Consider the following 21,237-nt stretch of genomic DNA (forward strand, 5'->3'; position numbering starts at 1 on the left):
TAGGCTCAGCCGCAAATGGTTTCGGGGTGGATGGCACAGACTGGTGTGCAGGCCAGCACAATTTCATTCGATCTGCATGGACTGTGGAGCAGCATCGGTCAGCTGACGATCGACGGTTTGGCGTGGGGCGCCATCTATGCGTTGGTCGCGGTTGGATACACGCTGGTCTTCGGGGTGTTGCGACTCATCAACTTCGCGCACTCCGAGGTCTTCATGTTGGGCATGTTCGGGGCGTACTTCGCTCTGGACGTGGTGCTCGGCTTTGCGCCCGGCGGTAATGCCTACAACAAGGGCGTATCGCTGACGGTGCTGTATCTCGGCGTTGCGATGCTCATCGCCATGGCGGTGTCGGCCGCCACGGCGCTGGGACTTGAAACGGTGGCGTATCGCCCGCTGCGCCGTCGCGGCGCACGTCCACTGACCTTCCTCATCACCGCCATCGGGATGTCCTTCGTCATCCAGGAATTCGTGCACTTCGTACTGCCGAAGATCCTGAAGGGCTACGGGGGCAGCAATGCACAGCAGCCGATCCGGCTGGTGACGCCCAGACCGGTGTGGAGCTTCGGTCCTTTCGACGTGGGCGGTCACCGAATCCCGTTCCAGGCCACGCTCACCAATGTCACCATCGTCGTCGTGGCGGCGGCGTTGGTGCTGGCCTTCATAACGGATATCGCGATCAATCACACCAAGTTCGGACGCGGTATTCGGGCGGTGGCGCAGGATCCGACGACGGCGACGCTGATGGGCGTGTCTCGCGAGCGCATCATCATGACCACGTTCGTCATCGGCGGGCTCCTCGCTGGGGCGGCGGCGCTGCTGTACACGCTGAAGGTGCCACAGGGCATCATCTACTCCGGCGGATTCCTTTTGGGTATCAAGGCATTCTCGGCCGCGGTGCTCGGCGGTATCGGTAATCTTCGCGGCGCACTGCTGGGCGGTCTGCTCCTCGGAGTGATGGAGAACTACGGCCAAGCGGTATTCGGCACCCAATGGCGCGATGTCGTGGCATTCGTACTGCTCGTGCTGGTGCTCATGTTCCGGCCCACCGGCATTCTCGGCGAAAGTCTGGGAAGGGCGAAGGCGTGACCGCCGCGCGCGCGTTGGCGCCCGGCGATTCGGTGCGCCGGTGGTGGTCGGAGCTTGCCCGTCCTGTGCAATGGGTCTACGGAATCATCGGGTTTGCGCTCATGGCGCTGCTGCCGGTGTGGAAGATTCCGTTCCTGGACACTCCCAACACGAGCTTCGGCGGAGTGATGGCCCAGTTCGCAATGGTGGCCCTCATTGCGGTCGGCCTCAATGTCGTTGTGGGGCAAGCGGGGTTACTCGATCTGGGATATGTCGGGTTCTATGCGATCGGCGCGTACACGGTGGCCTTGCTCACTAGCCCCGACAGTCCGTGGAACCGGATGGGCACCTCGGCATTCTTCAGTTCGAGCTGGGCATGGTTGTCCTGCTTGCCGATCGCCGTCGCGATCACAGCCTTCTTCGGTCTCGTGCTCGGCACGCCCACGCTGCGGCTTCGGGGTGACTATCTGGCCATCGTCACGCTGGGATTCGGCGAGATCATCCGATTGCTCGCAGACAACCTGGAAGTCACGAACGGTCCCCGCGGTCTGCACAAGATCGCTTACCCGCATGTGGGGGAGCAGTACGTACATGGCGGAGTCTTCTCCAGCGGCAATGCGGGCGGTCATCTGAACTATGGCGTGTGGTGGTACTGGCTGGGGCTGTGCCTGATCGCCGTGGTGCTGGTTTTGATGGGCAATCTCGAGCGCAGCCGGGTGGGCCGCTCGTGGGTGGCCATTCGCGAGGATGAGGACGCCGCCGAGATGATGGGCGTCCCGACCTTTCGGTTCAAGCTGTGGGCCTTCGTAATTGGCGCGGGCATCGGAGGGCTGTCCGGTGCCCTGTATGCAGGTCAGGTCCAATACGTGGCATCGCCGACCTTCAACATCATCAACTCGATGTTGTTCCTATGTGCCGTCGTGTTGGGTGGCCAAGGCAACAAGCTCGGTGTGATCTTCGGCGCGTTCATCATCGTCTACCTGCCGAACCGGCTTCTCGGCGTGCAGGTGCAGGGCGTCGACCTGGGCAATCTGAAGTATCTGTTCTTCGGGTTGGCGCTGGTCGTGCTGATGGTCTTCCGCCCGCAGGGCCTATTCCCGGCGCAACAGAAGCTGATGGCTTACTGGCGCAAGGCATCTGAGCGTATCGGCGCCAAGAAGTCAGAGGAAGCCGAGGCACCGGCATGACCGAGCGCGTGGACACCACCTCCGAAGACGAGTCCGCCGCCGTCGAACTGACCGAGGCCGTCGATGGCGAGACCGGCGCCGCCGAGCCCGAGGTACTGCTTGAGGTCAAGGAACTGACGCTGAAATTCGGCGGTCTACAGGCGCTCGATGGGGTCAGCTTCGACATTCGTCGTGGGGAGATCCTCGGCCTCGTCGGCCCGAACGGTGCGGGCAAGACCACCTGCTTCAACGCCATCACCGGTGTGTACAAGCCGACATCGGGCAGCATCGTGTTCGACGGGAAGCCCTTACGCAGATTGCGGCGGCACCAGATCACCCGCCGCGGGATCGCCCGGACCTTCCAGAACATTCGGCTCTTCGGTGAGATGACGGCGTTGGAAAACGTTGCAGTGGGAACCGATGCCCGCCATAAGACTTCGGTCCTGGGCGCTCTGTTGCGCACACCTCGGCACCGACGCGAGGAACACTATGCCGTCGACGTGGGGATGGGCCTGCTCGACTTCGTCGGCATCGGCGATGTCGCCGACATCAAGGCGAAGAACCTTCCGTACGGCAGTCAGCGCAGACTCGAGATCGCGCGGGCGTTGGCTACCGAACCCAAGCTGCTGTGCCTGGATGAGCCGGCCGCCGGCTTCACCCCCAGCGAGAAGGATTCGCTCATCGAGCTCATCCAGCGCATCCGCGATTATGGATACACCGTGCTGCTCATCGAACACGATATGAAGCTGGTCATGGGGGTCACCGACCGCATCGTTGTGCTCGAATTCGGCAGGAAGATCGCCGACGGCCTGCCCGTCGAGGTCCGGAACGACCCCGCAGTGATCGAGGCGTACCTAGGAGTGGCCGAGGAGGAGTTCCATGGACCCGGTTGGCTCGACTCTGCTGTTCCTGACAGGGAAAGCGAGGGGTAAGTGCCTCCCGTACAGCTGAAACTCAACAACATCGGGGTCCACTACGGACCGATCCAGGCGGTGAGTACGTTATCGCTCGACGTCCGCGAGGGCGAGTTGGTTACCCTGCTCGGTTCCAACGGCGCCGGGAAGTCCACCACGATGCGCGCCATTTCCGGATTGTGCCCGCTCAGCTCAGGTTCGATCTTCTTTGAAGGTCAGGACATCTCCAAGATGAAAGCGCACAAGCGCGTCAAGGCGGGGATCGTGCAGGCGCCTGAAGGGCGCGGGATTTTCCCCGGCATGACCGTCGCGGACAATCTCGAAATGGGTTGTTATGGAAGAACATTCAAATCACGAGCCGAGCGCCGGGAACGCCTCGACTGGATCAACGCTTTGTTCCCACGACTCGCCGAACGCCGCGGCCAAGAAGGTGGAACGCTCTCCGGTGGAGAGCAGCAGATGCTGTCCATCGGACGTGCCCTGATGGCCAGGCCCAAGATCTTGTTGCTCGACGAGCCGTCGATGGGATTGGCACCGCTGTTGATCACGAAGATCTTCAACATCATCGAAGAGATCAACGCCGCCGGGACGACGGTGGTGCTGGTCGAGCAGAATGCACAGCAGGCGCTGAGCCGTTCTGATCACGCCTACATTCTGGAGACGGGATCGGTCGTGCGATCCGGTTCCGGCCGAGAGCTGTTGCAGGATGAGAGCATTCGCAACGCCTATCTTGGCGTCGTCTGAGATTTCGTCGTCGAACGTTCCCACGGCCAGGTCATCAAGGCCCAGACCGTCAGCACCAGCGCAGTCGCCGTAACGATGTACCACGGCCACGGTCCCATCACGTCGAGAAGACTTTTGGTTGCCGGTTTCCGGTTGAGGAAACCGTAGTTCGACCCGGCAATGGCATTGAACGCCATAGTGATAACCACCCAGGACACGGTGACGGTGGCGGCCATGCGATAACTACGCCAGGTCGGTCGCATGCCCCGTCCCCACGTGAGATAGATGGCCGCCCACACGACGAGCAGATGTATCGACCAGAACGCAAGAAACTCGTATCCGGGGAAGTCTGGTCCGGTCAGCACCGGCGAGACCAACGCCTGGCTGCTGAGCACGAGCCCCCAGTAGTACGTCAGCACGTACGCCCAATGTCGCTGTGACCACAGCGCATACGCCGCGACAGCGGTCGCCAGGTCAGTCAACCGGAGGGGAACCGAGACGGCCAGGCGCGGTGGGATGCACCCGGAGATCAGGATCGCCGCATAGATGATGCCGGTGACCGCCCCCAGCACACATCCCAGCACTCGGGCCCGGGTATCGGTGAGCCGGCGCCCCTGCCATGCCAACAGTGCTGCGCCGAGCACGAATACGGCCAGCACTGCCCAGTGGGATGGGCCGTATGCGTGGAACTGTTGTTCCATCGCTTGAGGCTAGCGTCCGATGAAGACCACGGAGCGCAGTTACCGCGCGACGATAACCGACGAGCCGTTGCCGAACAGGCCCTGGTTGGCGGTGATGCCCACGCGGGCACCCTCTACCTGTCGGTCGCCTGCCTGCCCCCGCAGCTGCCACGTCAGCTCGCACACCTGGGCGATGGCCTGGGCGGGGATGGCCTCACCGAACGAGGCAAGGCCGCCGGAGGCGTTCACCGGAACCCGCCCGCCGACGGTGGTGGCACCGCTACGCAGCAGCTGCTCACCCTCACCCTTGGCGCACAAGCCCAAGTGCTCGTACCAGTCCAGCTCCAGTGCCGTCGACAGGTCGTACACCTCGGCAAGGCTCAAGTCCTCGGGTCCGATACCGGCCTCGGCGTAGGCGGCGTCGACGATCTGGTCCTTGAACACCCGCTCGGGCGCCGGCACTACGGCAGTGGAATCGGTTGCAATATCTGGCAATTCGGGAAGATGCTGTGGGTACTTGGGGGTGATGGTGGCCACCGCGCGCACCGACGGCACGCCCTCGACCGAACCGAGATGCTTCTTCGCGAACTCGGCACTGGCCACGATGAGGGCGGCGGCGCCGTCACTGGTTGCGCAGATGTCCAACAGGCGCAAGGGATCCGACACGACCGGGCTGGCCAGCACGTCCGCGACGGATGCTTCCTTACGGAACCGGGCGTTCGGGTTGTTCAGGCCGTGTCGGGCGTTCTTGACCTTCACCTGAGCGAAGTCCTCGGCCGTCGCGCCGTAAAGGTCCATCCGACGGCGCGCGAGCATCGCGAAGTACACGGGGTTGGTGGCGCCGATGAGGTGGAAGCGCTGCCAGTCCGGATCTTCCTTGCGTTCACCGCCGACCGGGGCGAAGAAACCCTTCGGGGTGGTGTCTGCACCGATGACCAACGCCACATCGCAGAATCCGGCGAGGATCTGGGCGCGAGCACTCTGCAGGGCCTGCGATCCGCTGGCGCAGGCCGCATAGGTGGAGCTGATGGGCACACCGTTCCAGCCGAGCTTTTGCGCGAACGTCGATCCGGCGATGAAGCCCGGGTAGCCATTGCGGATGGTATCCGCGCCGGCGACGAATTGAATTTGGCGCCAATCCAATGCGGCGTCTTGCAGCGCAGTGCGGGCGGCTGCGACGCCGTACTCGGTGAAGTCCCGTCCCCATTTGCCCCACGGGTGCATACCCGCGCCGAGGATGTAGACGGGATCCGGGGTCGCAGCGGTGCGGCTCATACCGAGACCTTCTTCCATGCGTAGACCAGACGGTCGACGCCCTCGTCGTCGGTGTAGAGCGGTTCCAGTGCCAGCTCCATGGTCTGACCCACCTTCAGATCGGCCGCGCCGGTTCCGGCCACCACCTTGCCGAGGACGATGATGCCCTCGTCGGCCAGCTCGACAGCGGCGATCGCGTACGGCTGATATGGGTCGGAAGGCGGGTACGGCGGCGGCGGCGCGTACTGGTTCTCGGTGTAGCTCCACACCGTGCCGCGGCGCGAGAGCGGCACCTGATCCAGAACATCGCAGTCGCAGGCGGGGTTGGGGCAGTTGTTGGCACGCGGCGGAAACACGATCGTGGCGCACTGGGTGCACTTGCCGCCGATCAAATGCGGCAAGCCGGCGTCGTCGGTGTCGAACCAGCCGTCGACTGCCGGCGCTGAGGTTGTAGGCACCTCGACAGATTACCCATGCTCGTTAGCGAATTGAAACGTGTGTCAGTTTTGCGCCGTCCGTGGCGAAGGTCATGACCGGAATGGCGAGTTCTCTGGCACGAACCTCTCGAAGGTATCCCGATCGGTCGACATGCTCCACAGGATCTCGGCCAGCGCCGCTGACTCGACCGTTGGGAATTCGTGGGCGGCTTGAGGTGCCACTGCTACCATTTCGCTACCGAGGATGAGTGCACCGATGGTCATCAACCCGACATACACACCCTGCGGCGCCACTTCAGAATGCAAACCCTGCAGATAGTTTCGAGCTGCGGCCGCAGCCGGCCCGGGTCCGCTCATCTCGGGCATTGCCCTGGCTCCTGTTCCGCCGATGGTGGCCAGGATCGTCCCGCGCCCTCGTTCGATCATTCCGGGAAGCACCGCGGACACCGTGTGGATCAGGGGACGCACCAGCAGCGCCCAGAAGCGGTCCGCCTCCGCCGAGGTGAGTTCACGGGCAGCGGTGAAGGCGACAGGGGATGAGGGACCGTAGTAGACGGCTTCAATCGGCGGCAGCGAGGAGGTGACTGCTGCAATGAGCTGCTCCACGCCGCCGTCGTCGGTGAGGTCCGCCGGAAACGCGGCAGCCGGTACGTCGTCGTCGCGGAGATCTGCCACCAGCGAGTCCAAAGGTTCGCGTCGGCGCCCCACCACCGCCACCTGGAAACCCTCACGGCCGAAGCGCCGCGCCGCCGCCGCACCGGTCCCACTACCTGCGCCCAGCACGAGCATGGTTCTGTCCATCGTTAACCTCCTGGTTATGCCATTTCTTACGATCTGTGCGTAACCCCATGATGGAGAAGTTTTAAACTCCGTACAAAAGGCACATACATGTGCGCTACCGAACAAGGATGTGCGTCATGACCGAGCTGACAGCGCCTGCACTCGCGCTCCCAAATATCTGCGCGGGGCTGCCGCTGCGCGAAAGTGAATTCATCCGGGACGTCCTCGACCGCATCGGCGATAAGTGGAGCCTGCTGGTGATCGGGACACTGCGCGATGGCCCATTGCGGTACACCGAGCTGCACGACGCCATCCCCGGCGTCTCGCAGCGCATGCTGACCCGCACGCTGATGCTGCTGCGTCGTGACGGACTTATCACGCGCACCGCATACGCCGAGGTGCCGCCGCGGGTGGAGTACGCGTTGACTGAGCTCGGGAAGGATCTGCACGGAGTTGCCAGCGCGCTGATTGGGTGGGCTCGCACCCATCACGAGCAGATCCGCAGCCACAGAACCTTTTTCGATGCCGAGGGCATACGGTAAAAAGAACCATGGGTATCGCGTTCAACCACACGATTGTTCATTCGCAGGACCGTGAAGAGTCTGCCCGGTTCTTCGCGGAGATCTTCGGGTTGTCCGACGCGGTGGAGGTCGGCCCTTTTCTCAACGTCGAGCTGGAGCACGGCGGGAACCTCGATTTCGCCACCGTCGACGCGGAGACGATCACCCCGCAGCATTACGCCTTCCTGACCACCGATGAGGATTTCGACGCCATTTACGGCCGCATCACCGATCGCGGCATCGAACACTGGGCAGATCCCCGCGGACAACACCCCGGCGAGATCAACCACAACGACGGCGGCCGGGGCGTGTACTTCCGGGATCCGTCCGGGCACTACTTAGAAATCATCACCCGGCCCTATGGATCAGCGGAAGCGTCGGGGTCGTAAACACTGTCGCACTCGTTGCCTAGGGTAGGAGCGTGACCGCGCCAGTAACCAAGACCGGGACTAAACAGCCGACTCTCCTCCTGCTCGACGGCAACTCGTTGGCGTTCCGGGCGTTCTATGCGCTCCCGGCCGAGAATTTCAAGACACAGTCAGGCCTGACCACCAACGCGGTGTACGGGTTCACCTCGATGCTTATCAACCTGTTGCGCGATGAGGCGCCCACTCACGTGGCGGCCGCCTTCGACGTATCCCGCAAGACATTCCGCTCCGAGCGGTACCCCGAATACAAGGCCACTCGATCGGCTACACCCGACGAGTTCCGCGGTCAGATCGACATCGCGAAGGAAGTGCTGCAGGCCCTCGGCATCACGGTGCTCGCCGAGGAGGGATTCGAGGCCGACGACATCATCGCCACCCTCGCCACGCAGGGGGAGGCCGAGGGTTTCAAGGTTCTCGTGGTCACCGGCGACCGTGACGCATTGCAACTGGTCACCGAGGACGTCACCGTGCTGTACCCGCGTAAGGGTGTCAGCGACCTCACCCGGTTCACGCCGGAAGCGGTCGTCGAAAAGTACGGGCTGACACCAACCCAGTACCCGGATTTCGCGGCGCTGCGTGGCGACCCCAGCGACAACCTGCCGGGAATCCCCGGTGTAGGCGAGAAGACCGCCACCAAATGGATCATCGAATACGGAACACTCCAGGAGCTGATCGACAAGGCCGACACCGTGCGCGGCAAGGTCGGCGATGCGCTACGCGCACATCTTGGCGCGGTGATCCTCAACCGCGAGCTCACCGACCTGGTGCGGTCGGTGCCGCTTCCCTATGTGCCCGGCCAGCTCGCCTTGGCTCCCTGGGATCGCGACCAGATCCACCGCCTCTTTGACGACCTGGAATTCCGCGTGCTGCGCGACCGATTGTTCGACACCCTTGCGGCCGTAGAACCCGAGGTGGATGAGGGATTTCAGCTTGCCGGTGAGACGCTGGAGCCTGGAACGGTGGCCGAATGGCTGACCACGCACACCAGCGACGGCCGCCGCGGCGGTCTCGCGGTGGTCGGAACGTACACGCCCTATGACGGTGATGCGACCGCCGTGGCGATCGCCGCAGCCGATGGCGACGGCGCCTACATCGACACCACCACGGTGACCCCGGAGGACGAGACCGCGCTGGCACAGTGGCTGGCCGATCCGGCCCGCCCCAAGGCACTCCACGAGGCCAAACAAGCCATGCATGCGCTCTCCGGACGTGGCTGGCAGCTGGAGGGCGTCACCTCCGACACGGCGCTTGCCGCCTATCTGGTGCGACCCGGTCAGCGCAGCTTCGCGCTCGACGATTTGTCACTGCGGTACCTTCGGCGCGAGTTGCGCGCTGAAGACGATGGGCAACAGCAGCTTTCACTTCTCGATGAAGAGGGAGCAGACGGCGCCAAGGCTGCTCAGGCGCAGATGCTGCGCGCCCGCGCGGTCGTCGACCTTGCCGATGCCCTCGATGTCGAGCTCGAACGCATTGAATCGGCGGCGCTGCTCGCCGATATGGAGCTGCCTGTCCAGCGGGTGCTGGCGGGATTGGAATCGGTTGGTATCGCGATTGATAGCGACCATCTGACCTCGCTGCAGAATGAGTTTGCCAGCGGCATCCGCGAGGCCGCCGACGCCGCTTATGCGGTGATCGGCAAGCAGATCAACCTGGGCTCGCCCAAACAACTGCAGGTGGTGCTGTTCGACGAGCTCGGCATGCCGAAGACCAAGAAGACGAAGACCGGTTACACGACCGATGCCGACGCTCTGCAGACACTGTTCGACAAGACCGGCCACCCGTTCCTGGAGCACCTGCTCAGGCATCGCGATGTCACCAGGCTCAAGGTTACCGTTGATGGGTTACTGAAATCCGTTGCTGCGGACGGACGTATCCACACGACGTTCAACCAGACGATCGCCGCGACGGGCCGACTCTCGTCTACCGAGCCGAACCTGCAGAACATCCCGGTGCGCACCGAGGCGGGGCGGGAGATCCGGGACGGCTTCGTCGTCGGCTCGAGTGGTTCGACCGGTTTCTCCGAGCTGATGACCGTCGACTACAGCCAGATCGAGATGCGCATCATGGCGCACCTATCGGCCGATGAGGGCCTCATCGAGGCGTTCAACACCGGTGAGGATCTGCACTCATTCGTGGCTGCACGGGCATTCGGGGTGCCGATCGACGAGGTTAACGCGGAGCTGCGCCGACGGGTCAAGGCGATGTCTTATGGCCTGGCCTATGGGCTGTCGGCCTATGGCCTGGCCACCCAGCTCAAGATCTCCAATGATGAGGCCAAAGAGCAGATGGACCAGTACTTCTCGCGGTTCGGCGGTGTTCGCGACTACCTGCACGCCGTGGTGGATCAGGCCCGCAAGGACGGATACACCTCGACGGTGTTCGGCCGGCGCCGGTATCTGCCGGACTTGGACAGTAGCGATCGGTTGCGGCGTGAGGCGGCCGAGCGGGCCGCGCTCAATGCGCCGATCCAGGGCAGTGCGGCAGACATCATCAAGGTCGCGATGATCACTACCGACAAGGCATTGCAAGACAAGGGCTTACGGTCGCGAATGCTCCTGCAGGTGCACGACGAACTCCTCTTCGAGGTGGCCGAGGGCGAACGGGACACCCTGGAAGCGTTGGTCCGCGAGACCATGGGCTCGGCGTATCCGCTCGATGTGCCGCTTGAGGTTTCGGTGGGGTATGGCCGTAGCTGGGATGCCGCGGCGCATTAGTCAGGCTGCATGCACGTCGTGGGTGCGCACGCGCTCCGGACGCAGACCCCTGCCGACCGCGATCGGCGGAACGAACTTGAGGGGGCCGCGTCCGACGAAGAATGGCAGCTTGATGGGGGACAGGTCGCCGGTAAGAACCGGCTTGATCACGTTGTTCTGCACGAACACCTGAAAGGCCTGCACCACTCTGGTCGGCAGTTCGCGTCGTCGCTGCACCTTGGCGAGGTCCGCTTCAGACAGACATCCCGCGTGCAGCGGGCCCGCGAGGATATTGGCGGCCGCCACCGCGTCGGCGACCGCCAGGTTGATTCCTACCCCACCTGCGGGTGACATGGCGTGCGCGGCATCACCGATGCAGAGAAGGCCAGGACGCCACCAGGTCTTGAGCCGGTCGACCCGGACATCGAGATGGCTCGTGTCATCCCAGGAGTTCAGATCGTTTACGTGCTCACGCAGCTGGGGGCGCGCCCTGATCAAGCGCTCCTTGAATGCCTCCAGCGAGCTATTCTGTGGCCCTGCGCCTTTCGGCATCAGATGGGCGACCTGCCAATAGTCACCGCGATGGATCATCGCGAGCAACAAGCCCCGGCGAAGGATTGCGAACGTCTCTTCCGGGTCGCCCGGCCGGCGATTCAGCCGGAACCACAGCACATCCATCGGCGAGCTCTCATTGGCCGTCTCAAGTCCAGAGGCGGCGCGCACGGCGGACTTGCGTCCGTCCGCGGCGACCACCAGGTCTGCTCGCACTTCCAGGTCCGGCGTGCGTACGCCGACCACTCGCGCTCCGTCGAAGATCACATCGGTAACCTCGGCGTTGCGAATGAGGGTGAATTCCGGGTATTGCTCGGCCTTTTCGGCCAAGAAGTCGAGGAAGTCCCACTGCGGCATGAACGCGATATACGGCTGCTTGTATCCCAACCATTTAAGGACACGGAAGTCGCCGAAGGTGCGCAACCGGCCGTCGCCGTCGAATGCGATGTGATCGACCTTCTGGTGCGGCAGCTGGAGAAACTCGTCGATGAAACCCAGGTCGTCCATGATTCGCATGGTGGTGGGGTGCACTGTGTCACCACGGAAGTCACGCAGGAAATCCCCGTGCTTCTCCAGAACGACAACGTTGACACCGGAGCGTGCCAGCAGGAGCGCGTGCACTAGTCCGGCCGGGCCGCCCCCGGCGACGCAGACCTGAGTCTGCAGAACTTGCGTCATGAGCCAGACGGTACGCCCGGGTGCGCGCATTCAGACTAGGTCTGGGATGAGCCGGTCGGGGTGGTGGTGGGTGTTGGTGGTTGGCTCTCCGAATTGGAGGTGTGGTGGTGGTGTCCATTTGGTGGTGCCGTCGCGTTGTTTTTGGGTGGTCCAGCCGTTGTTGAGGAGTCGGTGGTGTGGTGCGCAGGCGAAGGTGAGGTTGTCGATGTTGGTGGGGCCGCCGGTGGCCCATTCGTTGATGTGGTGGACCTGGCACAGGTAGCCGGGGATAGTGCATTCGGGGTGGGTGCAGCCGCGGTCTTTGGCGTGCAGCACGATCCGCTGATCGGCCGATGCGATGCGTTTGGTGCGTCCGAGATACAACGGTCGTCCGTCGTCGTCGACGATGCTCAGGTAGTGGTGGGCGTGAGTAGCCATCCGGATCACATCGCGCATCGGTAGCAGGGTGCCGCCGCCGCTAACGCCAACACCTGCTGCTGATTCCAGTTCGGTCAAGGTGGTGGTGACCACGACGGTGACCGGTAAGCCGTGGTGGGAGCCGAGTGCTCCGGAGGCGAGGGTGGATCGCAGCACCGCGCGCAGGGCGTCGTGGCTGCGTTGGGCGTTGGTGCGGCGATCTTGTTCGGCAGCCTCGGGTGCGGGTTCCCCGTCCACGAGGGGGCTTTCATCGGTGGGGTTGCACATGCCGGGGGCGGCGAGCTTGGAGAACACGGCATCGAGGTAGGCGCGGGTTTCCGGATCCAACAGACCCGAGATCGCCGACATCCCGTCAAAGCCCTGTCGCCCGATCGTCACCCCGCGGCGCCGGGCGCGGTCCACATCGGAGAACTCGCCGTCGGGATTCAACAACGCCATCATCCGCTCGGCCGCGATCCGCAACGACTCGGGACCGAACCGGGCCGCCAACACGGCGAGCTGTTCTTCGGCGGCCTCGCGGGTCGGCATGTCGACCAGCACCGGCAGCCGATCAAAAAACGAGCGCACAATCCGGACGTGTTCCTCACCGACCTCACCCCGACCGAAAGCCTCGGCCACATTCGGTAGCACCGGTTCTAGCCGCTCCCCGGTCAACGCACGCCGCGGGGCCAGTTGCTGCGCGTCGGCGATCCGGCGCCGGGCCGCACCCCTGCCGATATGCAGCCGTCGCGCAATCACCTCCGAATACGAAGTGCCGCCCAGCTGCACCGGGGAGGCCTGGATTGTCACCGCGGGAACCAAACCCAACCCCTTGGCAGACAACCGACGCTGCACCACCTCCAACCGCGCCATCACCGCCAACGCCTCAACGGCAGTCAGCTCCTCAACCGACTCAGCACAAAAGGCATCGGCCGCCGCCTCCAACACCCCAATCGAACTCATGTTCGAATAGTAACGGCACCCACCGACAAGTCCTCAATGCCTGTGACACCAGAAGCCAAAGTGGCACAAGTGATTCAGCGCAACTGCACGACGTCGAACCGATTCCCTTCGGGATCCTCCAAGGTGACGAAATCGGCACCGTCCGGGCGTGTCCAGTCGATCCGAGTCGCCCCGAGTTCTATGAGCCGTTCCACTTCGCCGGGCTGGTCATGCGTGTAGAGGTCCAGGTGAGTGCGCGGCGGTGTTGGTACTACCGAGTGGCGCTCATCCAGTGAGAGATTGGGACCAGCGCCGGTACGCGGTCTCAGCACCACCCAGTCCTCACTCGGCGCTTCCCGCGGCGTTGTAGTCCAACGCCGTCGACCAGAACGCCATCTGGCGCTGTAGGTCGTCGACCCGCAGCACGATCGCACCGATACAGAGGTCCGTCATACCTTCATACTGACAGCATCGGCGAGCCTGTCCAACGTTTCCTCCATGGCGCGGCGGTTGACGGCGGGGAACCGGGCCAATTCGAGCAGCCATGGCGCGATATTCGTTGAGTAGTCGAAGGTTTCGCGCACCAACGTTCGCTCGTCCGTCAATGGTTCCAGCTCGTAACGCCATATGTGCCTGCCGAAGTTTCGCCAGGCGATACGGCGTGGCTCTTCGAACTCTCTCACGACGTTGGTGAGCCGACCGTGATGCGTGAGCGCAACCATCACCTGAACGAGGGAGGAGGGAGCCAGATTGGGCAGCCGTGTACGCATGCCCATGGTGAACTTCGCGCCGAGATAGAGCCGAGCGGGCGCGTCAAGCACGGGATCCTGCACCGCACCGGTGCCGTCTATCACGGTATGGCCCGCCGGATCGGCGAGCAGGTCGAAAATCCGTTGCGCGTTGGCGTCGATGACCCGCTCGACGACTACCTTGCGGTCCCTGGCTTGCATCATGCGATAAATCATATGCACATGCATATGATTTATCAAGAATATGATCAGCGATGGTCGGCTATTGTGTTGTCCGTGGCGCAACAGACACCAGAAGGCCGGCCGGACCTCGCGGCATTAGTGGTCCCGCTCGGCCGATCGTTGACGCGTGCGGAACTACCGCACCTGGAGAAGCACGGCCTGACCATGTGGGCCTACATCGTGTTGACGGCACTGAGGGACAACGAGGCGAGCAGCCAAGCCAGTCTGGCCGACGCCATCGGCGCCGACCGCACGCGCATCATCGCAGTGTTCGACGATCTGCAGAATCGAAAGATGATCAATCGCCAGCCCGACCCCGGTGACCGGCGAAGCAATCTGTTGTCGTTGACCGCCAGCGGTCGGAAAACCGTTGCGGCGGCACAGAAAGCGATTCAAGACAACGAAAAGCGAATACTGGCCGGAGTGTCTTCGGCGGATCGCGATGCGTTCCTTCGGGTCCTGAGACACCTAGCAGAGCTTGGCGATTCGGAGATCGCCCCGACAGTTTAAGGCGGCCAGGGTTCAGGCGGCCGAGGACACGGCCTTCGACTTGGCTGCGCCGAATCGCATGTTTTCATCCATTCGGTCACGGTGGAACGCAAGGACATCCAGCACATAGTTGTGTCGGATGGCCCATGGACCCTTCACTCCCGAACGGGGCATGTGGTCCTCGCCGCGGCTGACATAGCCCGATGACAGGTTGAAGAACGGGCGCGCTTCAAGCTCCTCGCCATGTCGGTCTGGATACGCATGGGTGTAACCACGGCTGTCCATATAGTCGAGAAGCCGCACGACGGCCCGTGCGCTCAGATCGGCGCGCAGAGTCCACGACGCATTGGTGTAGCCGACGCTCCATGCGGCGTTCGGCACCCCCTCGATCAGATATCCCTTGTAGATGAACCGATTCGGAGAATCGACCGGGGTGCCGTCCACGCTCAATGCGATACCGCCGAATATCTGAAGGTTGAGACCGGTTGCGGTAATGATCACATCGGCGCGCAGTTCCTCGCCGGATCCTAACCGGATGCCCGATGGTGTGAAGGAGTCGATGGTGTCGGTGACCATGCGGACACCGCCGGCACTGATGGCCTCAAAGAGATCCCCGTCGGTATCGGCGCATACGCGTTGATCCCAGGGGTTGTAGCGCGGCTTGAAATGAACGTCTACCGGGTAGTCGGCGGGTAGCAACTTGGAGATCCGCCGTCTGATGAACCATTTGGCAAATCCGGGCGCCCGACGACAGACGTGATACATCATCCAGCTGAATCCGCCCAGCCAGATGCGCGCAAAGTGCTGAACAGTATTGGCCGGTAACACTTTTCGGACGACGCTAACGATCGGATCAGCCCGACTGATGGGGTAGACGTAGCTCGGGGAGCGCTGCAACATGCTCACCTTCGCGCCCGCGCGCGCCAATGAGGGCACCAGGGTGATGGCCGTCGCGCCGCTGCCGATAACCGTTATCTGTTTACCCGCGCAGTCCAGATCCTCCGGCCAATGCTGGGGATGGATCAGCTGCCCGGAGAAGTCGTCGATCCCCGGGAATTCGGGGGTGTAGCCGTCGTCGTAGTTGTAGTAGCCGGTGCACAGATACAGGAATCGGGCTTGATAGGTCGTCGGTCCCGTCGGGGTGTCCACCCGCACCGTCCAGGTATCGGTATCGGTACGGAAATCGGCGCCGGTGACCTTGGCGGAGAAGGTGATCTGGCTGTCGATGCCGTAATCCCGGGCGGCATGCTCAAGGTAGTCGCGGATATCGGCCCCGTCGGCGATGGTGTTGCGTTCATGCCAGGGGTGATATCCGAAGCTGAGCGTGTAGATATCGCTATCGGAGCGAATTCCCGGGTATCGGAACAGATCCCAGGTTCCTCCGATACGTTCGCGGCCTTCGACGATGTGGAAGCTGCGGCCCGCCGCGCTCAGCCGGACGGCGGCATTGACGCCGGATATCCCAGCACCCACGATGAGGACGTCTAGCAGGGCGTTTTCTGCAGTGTCGGACATGATTCTCCTGATCGCCGTTGACCTCTGATCACGCTACCCCGTGAAGGGTGCGCGGTATCCCGAGAGTGCTTGCAAGACCGGCGCGCCAGCCCGAGCGGCCATGACCCCATACGCCTCCTCGGTCTGCATTTCGACGTCTCGCGGGTCGCGGGAACCGCGTTCGATGCGATCGCGGACGAATGCCAGCTCCACAACCTGCGCCGCGAAGTTCTTCACCGCGGATCCACTGGGAGGCCCACCGATTCGTTTGGCCTCGGCAATGGCGTGCTTGCGATCCTTGAGTGAGCCCAGCCAGGTGGCCTCATTGGGAGTGACCAGTCCGGCAGCCACCATGCCGGGCAGCTTCTCTGCGACAACGCGCTGCTCCTTACGGCGGCTGCGTACTCCGACCACGATCATCAGCACAAATATCGGCACCATCCATAGCGCGTACACCGCGAGGTACCCCTCGAACCCGAGGAAGGACGAGCCGTTCCAGAGGCCGTGCATGAACACCGCCGCGAGGTAGCCGACCGCGATGCAGAAGAACTTGGCGAAAGCACTGCGTTGCTGCAGGGCGTAGTAGATGCCGATTCCGGTCATGGTGGTGAACAGCGAGTGGGCGAATGGGCCTAAGCCCAGCCGCAGTATCGCGGTGAGGAGCGATTGACCGACAGTGTTGCCGCTGCCGATGTAAGCGATGTCTTCCAGCCATGCGAACCCGGCGGCCGTGATGCCCGCGTAAACCAGGCAATCGGTGAGCGAGTTGAGTTCCCGGCGGCGGCTGCCTGTCAACATGAGCAGCAAAAATGCGCCCTTGGCGGCCTCTTCGATGAATGGTGCGCGGATTGCGATCGACGAAAAGCTGGTACCGCCTTGTGGGTCGAGGACAGAGCCGAAGGCCAGTTCGAGCGCGACCGAGACGACGACGGCCAGTGACGCGCCCCAGACGAAGGCGAGCACGAGCAGTCTTGAGGGCTCCGGTTCCCACCGATCCAGCCAGAGATAGGAGAGGACGACGACACCGATCGCGATGCTCGAGAGGACCAGCCCGATCGTCGCGCCGACAACGTTGGAGGCCAGCAGTCCGATGATGATCAACCCCGTCACCAGGGCAAGCACGATAATGAGAGCGATCGGTGCCCCCACCTTCCTGATCCGCTGGGGGAATCCGGGCATGGGCGGCATGGGTGCAGGCGCGGGTGCGTAGGACACCACCGAAGAGTAGCGGCGAGTGCACGCTCGGGAGCGGTAACCAGCTGGTGTAAACACCTACCGCGACGACCGGGTTTGTGCTGGTGGAGGGCAGTCGAGTAAGGTAAAGCGCATCTCTGCCGCAACATGCGGAGGTACCAGCACGCCCACAGCTAAAGCTAGCTGTGCCAGATCTGTCCCTACTACACAACTTGTCCGGAGCAACCCCACACATGCCAAGTCCTACCGTCACCTCGCCCCAAGTAGCCATCAACGACATTGGCTCGGCCGAGGATTTTCTCGCTGCTATCGACAAGACGATCAAGTACTTCAACGATGGCGACATCGTCGAAGGCACCATCGTCAAGGTTGACCGCGACGAAGTTCTTCTAGACATCGGTTACAAGACCGAAGGTGTCATCCCCTCCCGCGAGCTCTCGATCAAGCACGATGTCGACCCCAACGAGGTCGTTTCCGTGGGCGATGAGATCGAGGCCCTGGTCCTCACCAAGGAGGACAAGGAAGGTCGCCTGATCCTGTCCAAGAAGCGTGCTCAGTACGAGCGCGCGTGGGGCACGATCGAGGAACTCAAGGAGAAGGACGAGGCCGTCAAGGGCACCGTCATCGAGGTCGTCAAGGGCGGCCTGATCCTCGACATCGGCCTGCGCGGCTTCCTGCCCGCGTCGCTGGTCGAGATGCGTCGTGTCCGCGATCTGCAGCCGTACATCGGCAAGGAGATCGAGGCCAAGATCATCGAGCTCGACCGTAACCGAAACAACGTGGTGCTGAGCCGCCGCGCCTGGCTGGAGCAGACCCAGTCCGAGGTGCGCAGCGAGTTCCTGAACCAGCTCACCAAGGGAGCCATCCGCAAGGGTGTCGTGTCCTCGATCGTCAACTTCGGCGCCTTCGTCGATCTCGGTGGGGTTGACGGCCTGGTGCACGTTTCGGAGCTGTCCTGGAAGCACATCGACCACCCGTCCGAGGTCGTCACGGTGGGCGACGAGGTCACCGTCGAGGTGCTCGACGTCGATATGGATCGCGAGCGGGTTTCCTTGTCACTCAAGGCAACTCAGGAAGATCCGTGGCGCCACTTCGCGCGCACCCACGCGATCGGCCAGATTGTGCCGGGCAAGGTCACCAAGCTGGTGCCGTTCGGCGCCTTCGTCCGCGTCGAAGAGGGCATCGAAGGTCTGGTGCACATCTCCGAGCTGTCCGAGCGCCACGTCGAGGTGCCGGATCAGGTTGTCGGCGTCGGCGATGACGCGATGGTCAAGGTCATCGACATCGACCTGGAGCGTCGCCGCATCTCGCTGAGCCTCAAGCAGGCCAACGAGGACTACACCGAGGAGTTCGACCCGTCGAAGTACGGCATGGCCGACAGCTACGACGACGCGGGCAACTACATCTTCCCGGAGGGCTTCGACGCCGAGACCAACGAATGGCTCGAGGGTCACGACAAGGAGCGCTCCGAATGGGAGGCCCGGTACGCCGAGGCCGAGCGTCGTCACAAGATGCACACCACTCAGATGGAGAAGTCCGCTGCCGCTGCCGAGGCAGAGGCCTCGGCAGCGTCCTCGAGCAGCTCCTCGCGGTCCGAGGATTCGGCTCCGCAGGGTGGCTCGCTCGCCGGCGACGCGCAGCTCGCTGCGCTGCGCGAGAAGCTGGCAGGCAACGCGTAATTCAGCTGTAGACAAAGAGGGGCCCCGGTCATTGCGACCGGGGCCCCTTTCCTATGCACCAAAAGCCCGGAATCACGTTGCCGCGAAGCGCTTTCCACCCATGACCACAGGTGGACTCGCCGGTGCTGGTGATCAGGCGACGCGGACGCTGTGACAGACTGCCCCACATGTTGCGGATCGGTCTGACCGGCGGGATCGGTGCGGGGAAGTCCACGGTGTCACGGACACTCGCCGAATGCGGTGCCTTCATCGTCGACAGCGATGTCATCGCGCGTGAGGTGGTGGAACCGGGAACCCGCGGGCTGGCGGCGCTGGTCGAGGCATTCGGGGATTCGATCCTGCGACCCGACGGTGCTCTCGATCGCCCCGCGCTTGCAGCGATTGCCTTCAGCGATGATGAGCATCGAGCCACGCTCAACGGGATTGTGCACCCGTTGGTGGGTGCACGTCGGGCAGAGTTGATGGCCTCGGCGGGGGCTGACACCGTTGTGGTGGAGGATATTCCGCTGCTCACCGAGAACTCGCTCGCGCCGTTCTATCACCTGGTCCTGATGGCGCATGCGGATGCGGAAACGCGAGTGCGGCGCCTGGTCGCTCACCGTGGGATGGACGAGAAGGACGCCCGTGCACGTATTGGCGCCCAAGCCACCGAGGAACAACGCCGCGCCATCGCCGATGTGTGGCTGGACAATTCGGGTGACCCCGAGACATTGGCGCAGACGGTACGCGGCCTGTGGGCCGAGCGGCTCTTGCCGTATGCGCACAACCTACGCACACGGCAGCGGGCACAGTGGGAACCGGTGCTGGCGCCCGCCGATCCCAGTTGGCCGACACAGGCACAGCGTGCAATAAACCGGATCGCAGTGGCCTGCGGTTCGAAGGCGCTGCGGATAGATCATGTCGGCTCGACCGCCGTGCCCGGATTGGATGCCAAGGATGTTATCGATATCCAGGTAACCGTCGAGTCCCTCGAGGTGGCCGATGCACTGGCTGATCCCTTGGCCGATATCGGGCTGCCGCCGATTGCGGGTATCACCACAGATGACCCGCATGACACCGAGACCGCCAAATGGGGCAAGCGAATTCACGCCGCCGCCGATCCGGGGCGTGCGGCGCTGGTGCATGTACGAGTGGACGGGTGGCCGGGTCAGCGATTCGCTCTGATTTTCCGGGATTGGCTGCGCGCGGATCAACAGGCGCGGGCCGAATACCTTTCAGTCAAACAAGCGGCCGAGCACGCAGCTGCTGCGGTCGACGGTGATCCCGCCGCCTACGTGGATGCCAAGGAACCCTGGTTCGCACGGGCGTATCCGCGCGCACTGGCGTGGGCGGCCGAGACCGGATGGACCGCCTGAGCGGCCGGCTTCAGCGCGCCTGCGCGACGATTCCGATACACGTCGCTGTCAAGAGCCTGGTCAACGCCGGTTCGAAGTCGAGATTCCAGTCTGGCGGGACACCGGGTTCACTCTGGTAGTCGTGCTCGAGCCCCTCCGGAGGATGGGATACCTGCCAGAGCATCGCAGCGAGCGAGAAGGCGGCCACCAGGATGTCCAGTGAACCCGTACGACCGATTTCGGGGAGGCTGCGTTCGATCGATTCGGCGATCGAAATCACGGCGGCGTTGCTGATCTGCTTGACCTCGGCGACGCGCTCGACATCTACCTCGTGTTCGAGGTGCAGATGCAGGTTCGCCAGCAGATCACAAAACAGGGGATCGTCTACCAGGCCGTGAGCGAGCGCTTCGGCGACACCGGCAGCGGAGCCGCGTCCTGGTACATCAAGCGAGGCACGCACCGTGTCTGACCAGCGGGTCCAACCTTCGGCGGCCAGGTGCAGCAGCACTTCCTTGTGGGAGCTGAAGTAGCGCCGAACCGCGGAGTAGTGCACCCCGGCGCGATTGGCGACCGCGGTCAGCGTCACCGAGGTGACACCGGATTCCACAGCCATCGAGCGTGCGGCTTCCACAATCGCCGCCGCCCGCTGACGCTTCTTTTCGTCGGTGCGGGCGCGCTGGAATGTCAGTTGCGCCACTCGCTGAGGATAACGCACGGCGTGTGATTTGCGACGTTGCGAACCACCCGGTAGCGTGCGTTACGCACGTGGTATGCGTTAAAGATCCCGATAAACGCGCTGGAAGGGAGC

General features: G+C 63.3%; 21 protein-coding genes. 10 read left to right on the plus strand and 11 right to left on the minus strand.

Annotation, left to right across the window (positions count from 1 at the left end; translation table 11 throughout):
* Positions 1-15 precede the first annotated feature (15 nt).
* Genes MLB1_RS11850 through MLB1_RS11865 form a run of 4 tightly spaced genes read left to right on the plus strand, consistent with a single transcriptional unit; the run spans position 16 to position 3,889 of the window.
* Positions 16-1,086 carry a branched-chain amino acid ABC transporter permease gene (locus MLB1_RS11850; RefSeq protein WP_180750017.1) on the plus strand — a complete coding sequence of 357 codons (1,071 nt, stop codon included), beginning with the start codon at positions 16-18 and terminating at the stop codon, positions 1,084-1,086.
* The gene (locus tag MLB1_RS11855; RefSeq protein ID WP_180750018.1) at positions 1,083-2,252 is read left to right on the plus strand and encodes a branched-chain amino acid ABC transporter permease; all 1,170 of its coding nucleotides are present in this window, start codon (positions 1,083-1,085) and stop codon (positions 2,250-2,252) included. The genes MLB1_RS11850 and MLB1_RS11855 overlap by 4 nt, the downstream gene beginning before the upstream one ends.
* Positions 2,249-3,163, plus strand: a complete 915-nt coding sequence (locus MLB1_RS11860) for an ABC transporter ATP-binding protein (protein WP_180750019.1) — start codon at positions 2,249-2,251, stop codon at positions 3,161-3,163. The genes MLB1_RS11855 and MLB1_RS11860 overlap by 4 nt, the downstream gene beginning before the upstream one ends.
* On the plus strand, positions 3,164-3,889 hold the full coding sequence (locus MLB1_RS11865; protein WP_180750020.1) for an ABC transporter ATP-binding protein: 726 nt from the start codon (positions 3,164-3,166) through the stop codon (positions 3,887-3,889).
* Here the strand turns inward: MLB1_RS11865 and MLB1_RS11870 are convergent.
* The 4 genes from MLB1_RS11870 to MLB1_RS11885 form a co-directional block, all read right to left on the minus strand.
* Positions 3,871-4,569: a TIGR02206 family membrane protein gene (locus MLB1_RS11870; protein ID WP_180750021.1), complete on the minus strand. Its 699-nt coding sequence runs from the start codon at positions 4,567-4,569 to the stop codon at positions 3,871-3,873. The two genes, MLB1_RS11865 and MLB1_RS11870, sit on opposite strands and share 19 nt — an antisense overlap.
* A 39-nt stretch (positions 4,570-4,608) precedes the next feature.
* Positions 4,609-5,823 (minus strand): lipid-transfer protein, encoded by a 1,215-nt coding sequence (locus MLB1_RS11875; protein ID WP_180750022.1) that lies wholly within the window; start codon positions 5,821-5,823, stop codon positions 4,609-4,611.
* A complete protein-coding gene (locus MLB1_RS11880) occupies positions 5,820-6,260 on the minus strand; it encodes an OB-fold domain-containing protein (protein WP_180750023.1) in 441 nt (146 codons plus the stop codon). Before MLB1_RS11880 ends, MLB1_RS11875 begins: the two co-directional genes overlap by 4 nt.
* A 69-nt stretch (positions 6,261-6,329) precedes the next feature.
* Positions 6,330-7,040: an SDR family NAD(P)-dependent oxidoreductase gene (locus MLB1_RS11885; RefSeq protein ID WP_180750024.1), complete on the minus strand. Its 711-nt coding sequence runs from the start codon at positions 7,038-7,040 to the stop codon at positions 6,330-6,332.
* Between the two features lie 116 nt (positions 7,041-7,156).
* Here MLB1_RS11885 and MLB1_RS11890 point away from each other — a divergent pair, with 116 nt between their 5' ends.
* Genes MLB1_RS11890 through polA form a run of 3 tightly spaced genes read left to right on the plus strand, consistent with a single transcriptional unit; the run spans position 7,157 to position 10,721 of the window.
* Complete coding sequence (locus MLB1_RS11890; protein WP_180750025.1) at positions 7,157-7,561, plus strand: helix-turn-helix domain-containing protein; 405 nt, start codon at positions 7,157-7,159, stop codon at positions 7,559-7,561.
* Between the two features lie 8 nt (positions 7,562-7,569).
* Positions 7,570-7,968 carry a VOC family protein gene (locus MLB1_RS11895; protein ID WP_180750026.1) on the plus strand — a complete coding sequence of 133 codons (399 nt, stop codon included), beginning with the start codon at positions 7,570-7,572 and terminating at the stop codon, positions 7,966-7,968.
* Positions 7,969-8,000: 32 nt separating this feature from the next.
* Entirely contained in the window at positions 8,001-10,721 is a 2,721-nt protein-coding gene (polA, locus tag MLB1_RS11900) for a DNA polymerase I (protein WP_180750027.1), read from the plus strand.
* Here polA and MLB1_RS11905 read toward each other — a convergent pair whose 3' ends face one another.
* The 4 genes from MLB1_RS11905 to MLB1_RS11920 form a co-directional block, all read right to left on the minus strand.
* A complete protein-coding gene (locus MLB1_RS11905; RefSeq protein WP_180750028.1) occupies positions 10,722-11,930 on the minus strand; it encodes an FAD-dependent oxidoreductase in 1,209 nt (402 codons plus the stop codon).
* 30 nt (positions 11,931-11,960) lie between these two features.
* A complete protein-coding gene (locus MLB1_RS11910) occupies positions 11,961-13,289 on the minus strand; it encodes an HNH endonuclease signature motif containing protein (RefSeq protein WP_180750029.1) in 1,329 nt (442 codons plus the stop codon).
* Between the two features lie 74 nt (positions 13,290-13,363).
* Positions 13,364-13,600: a VOC family protein gene (locus tag MLB1_RS11915; protein WP_371750611.1), complete on the minus strand. Its 237-nt coding sequence runs from the start codon at positions 13,598-13,600 to the stop codon at positions 13,364-13,366.
* Between the two features lie 117 nt (positions 13,601-13,717).
* Positions 13,718-14,221 carry an SRPBCC family protein gene (locus tag MLB1_RS11920; RefSeq protein ID WP_219602984.1) on the minus strand — a complete coding sequence of 168 codons (504 nt, stop codon included), beginning with the start codon at positions 14,219-14,221 and terminating at the stop codon, positions 13,718-13,720.
* Between the two features lie 72 nt (positions 14,222-14,293).
* On the opposite strand from MLB1_RS11920, the gene MLB1_RS11925 reads away from it, so the two are divergent.
* Entirely contained in the window at positions 14,294-14,749 is a 456-nt protein-coding gene (locus MLB1_RS11925; protein WP_358148765.1) for a MarR family transcriptional regulator, read from the plus strand.
* Between the two features lie 12 nt (positions 14,750-14,761).
* On the opposite strand, the gene MLB1_RS11930 is transcribed toward MLB1_RS11925, so the two are convergent.
* Together MLB1_RS11930 and MLB1_RS11935 are read right to left on the minus strand one after the other, a co-directional pair.
* Complete coding sequence (locus tag MLB1_RS11930; RefSeq protein WP_180750030.1) at positions 14,762-16,243, minus strand: NAD(P)/FAD-dependent oxidoreductase; 1,482 nt, start codon at positions 16,241-16,243, stop codon at positions 14,762-14,764.
* Between the two features lie 33 nt (positions 16,244-16,276).
* The gene (locus tag MLB1_RS11935) at positions 16,277-17,440 is read right to left on the minus strand and encodes a PrsW family intramembrane metalloprotease (RefSeq protein ID WP_180750031.1); all 1,164 of its coding nucleotides are present in this window, start codon (positions 17,438-17,440) and stop codon (positions 16,277-16,279) included.
* Between the two features lie 209 nt (positions 17,441-17,649).
* Here MLB1_RS11935 and rpsA point away from each other — a divergent pair, with 209 nt between their 5' ends.
* Together rpsA and coaE are read left to right on the plus strand one after the other, a co-directional pair.
* Entirely contained in the window at positions 17,650-19,095 is a 1,446-nt protein-coding gene (rpsA, locus tag MLB1_RS11940; RefSeq protein WP_180750032.1) for a 30S ribosomal protein S1, read from the plus strand.
* Between the two features lie 167 nt (positions 19,096-19,262).
* Positions 19,263-20,450 carry a dephospho-CoA kinase gene (gene coaE / locus MLB1_RS11945; RefSeq protein WP_180750033.1) on the plus strand — a complete coding sequence of 396 codons (1,188 nt, stop codon included), beginning with the start codon at positions 19,263-19,265 and terminating at the stop codon, positions 20,448-20,450.
* Between the two features lie 10 nt (positions 20,451-20,460).
* On the opposite strand, the gene MLB1_RS11950 is transcribed toward coaE, so the two are convergent.
* Positions 20,461-21,126, minus strand: coding sequence for a TetR family transcriptional regulator (locus tag MLB1_RS11950; RefSeq protein ID WP_180750034.1), 666 nt, complete (start codon positions 21,124-21,126; stop codon positions 20,461-20,463).
* Positions 21,127-21,237 lie beyond the last annotated feature (111 nt).

Source organism: Mycobacteroides sp. LB1, from assembly GCF_013449725.1.
In the GTDB taxonomy this organism is placed as follows: Bacteria; Actinomycetota; Actinomycetes; order Mycobacteriales; family Mycobacteriaceae; genus Mycobacterium.

Excerpts from the sequence above, each read along its gene's own strand:
- MLB1_RS11850 (WP_180750017.1), top strand. The coding sequence starts at position 16 with ATGGTTTCGGGGTGGATGGCACAGACTGGTGTGCAGGCCAGCACAATT.
- MLB1_RS11885 (WP_180750024.1), bottom strand. The coding sequence starts at position 7,040 with ATGGACAGAACCATGCTCGTGCTGGGCGCAGGTAGTGGGACCGGTGCG.
- MLB1_RS11910 (WP_180750029.1), bottom strand. The coding sequence starts at position 13,289 with ATGAGTTCGATTGGGGTGTTGGAGGCGGCGGCCGATGCCTTTTGTGCT.
- rpsA (WP_180750032.1), top strand. The coding sequence starts at position 17,650 with ATGCCAAGTCCTACCGTCACCTCGCCCCAAGTAGCCATCAACGACATT.
- coaE (WP_180750033.1), top strand. The coding sequence starts at position 19,263 with ATGTTGCGGATCGGTCTGACCGGCGGGATCGGTGCGGGGAAGTCCACG.
- MLB1_RS11905 (WP_180750028.1), bottom strand. The coding sequence starts at position 11,930 with ATGACGCAAGTTCTGCAGACTCAGGTCTGCGTCGCCGGGGGCGGCCCG.
- MLB1_RS11870 (WP_180750021.1), bottom strand. The coding sequence starts at position 4,569 with ATGGAACAACAGTTCCACGCATACGGCCCATCCCACTGGGCAGTGCTG.
- MLB1_RS11875 (WP_180750022.1), bottom strand. The coding sequence starts at position 5,823 with ATGAGCCGCACCGCTGCGACCCCGGATCCCGTCTACATCCTCGGCGCG.
- MLB1_RS11920 (WP_219602984.1), bottom strand. The coding sequence starts at position 14,221 with ATGATGCAAGCCAGGGACCGCAAGGTAGTCGTCGAGCGGGTCATCGAC.
- MLB1_RS11930 (WP_180750030.1), bottom strand. The coding sequence starts at position 16,243 with ATGTCCGACACTGCAGAAAACGCCCTGCTAGACGTCCTCATCGTGGGT.
- MLB1_RS11895 (WP_180750026.1), top strand. The coding sequence starts at position 7,570 with ATGGGTATCGCGTTCAACCACACGATTGTTCATTCGCAGGACCGTGAA.
- MLB1_RS11860 (WP_180750019.1), top strand. The coding sequence starts at position 2,249 with ATGACCGAGCGCGTGGACACCACCTCCGAAGACGAGTCCGCCGCCGTC.
- MLB1_RS11890 (WP_180750025.1), top strand. The coding sequence starts at position 7,157 with ATGACCGAGCTGACAGCGCCTGCACTCGCGCTCCCAAATATCTGCGCG.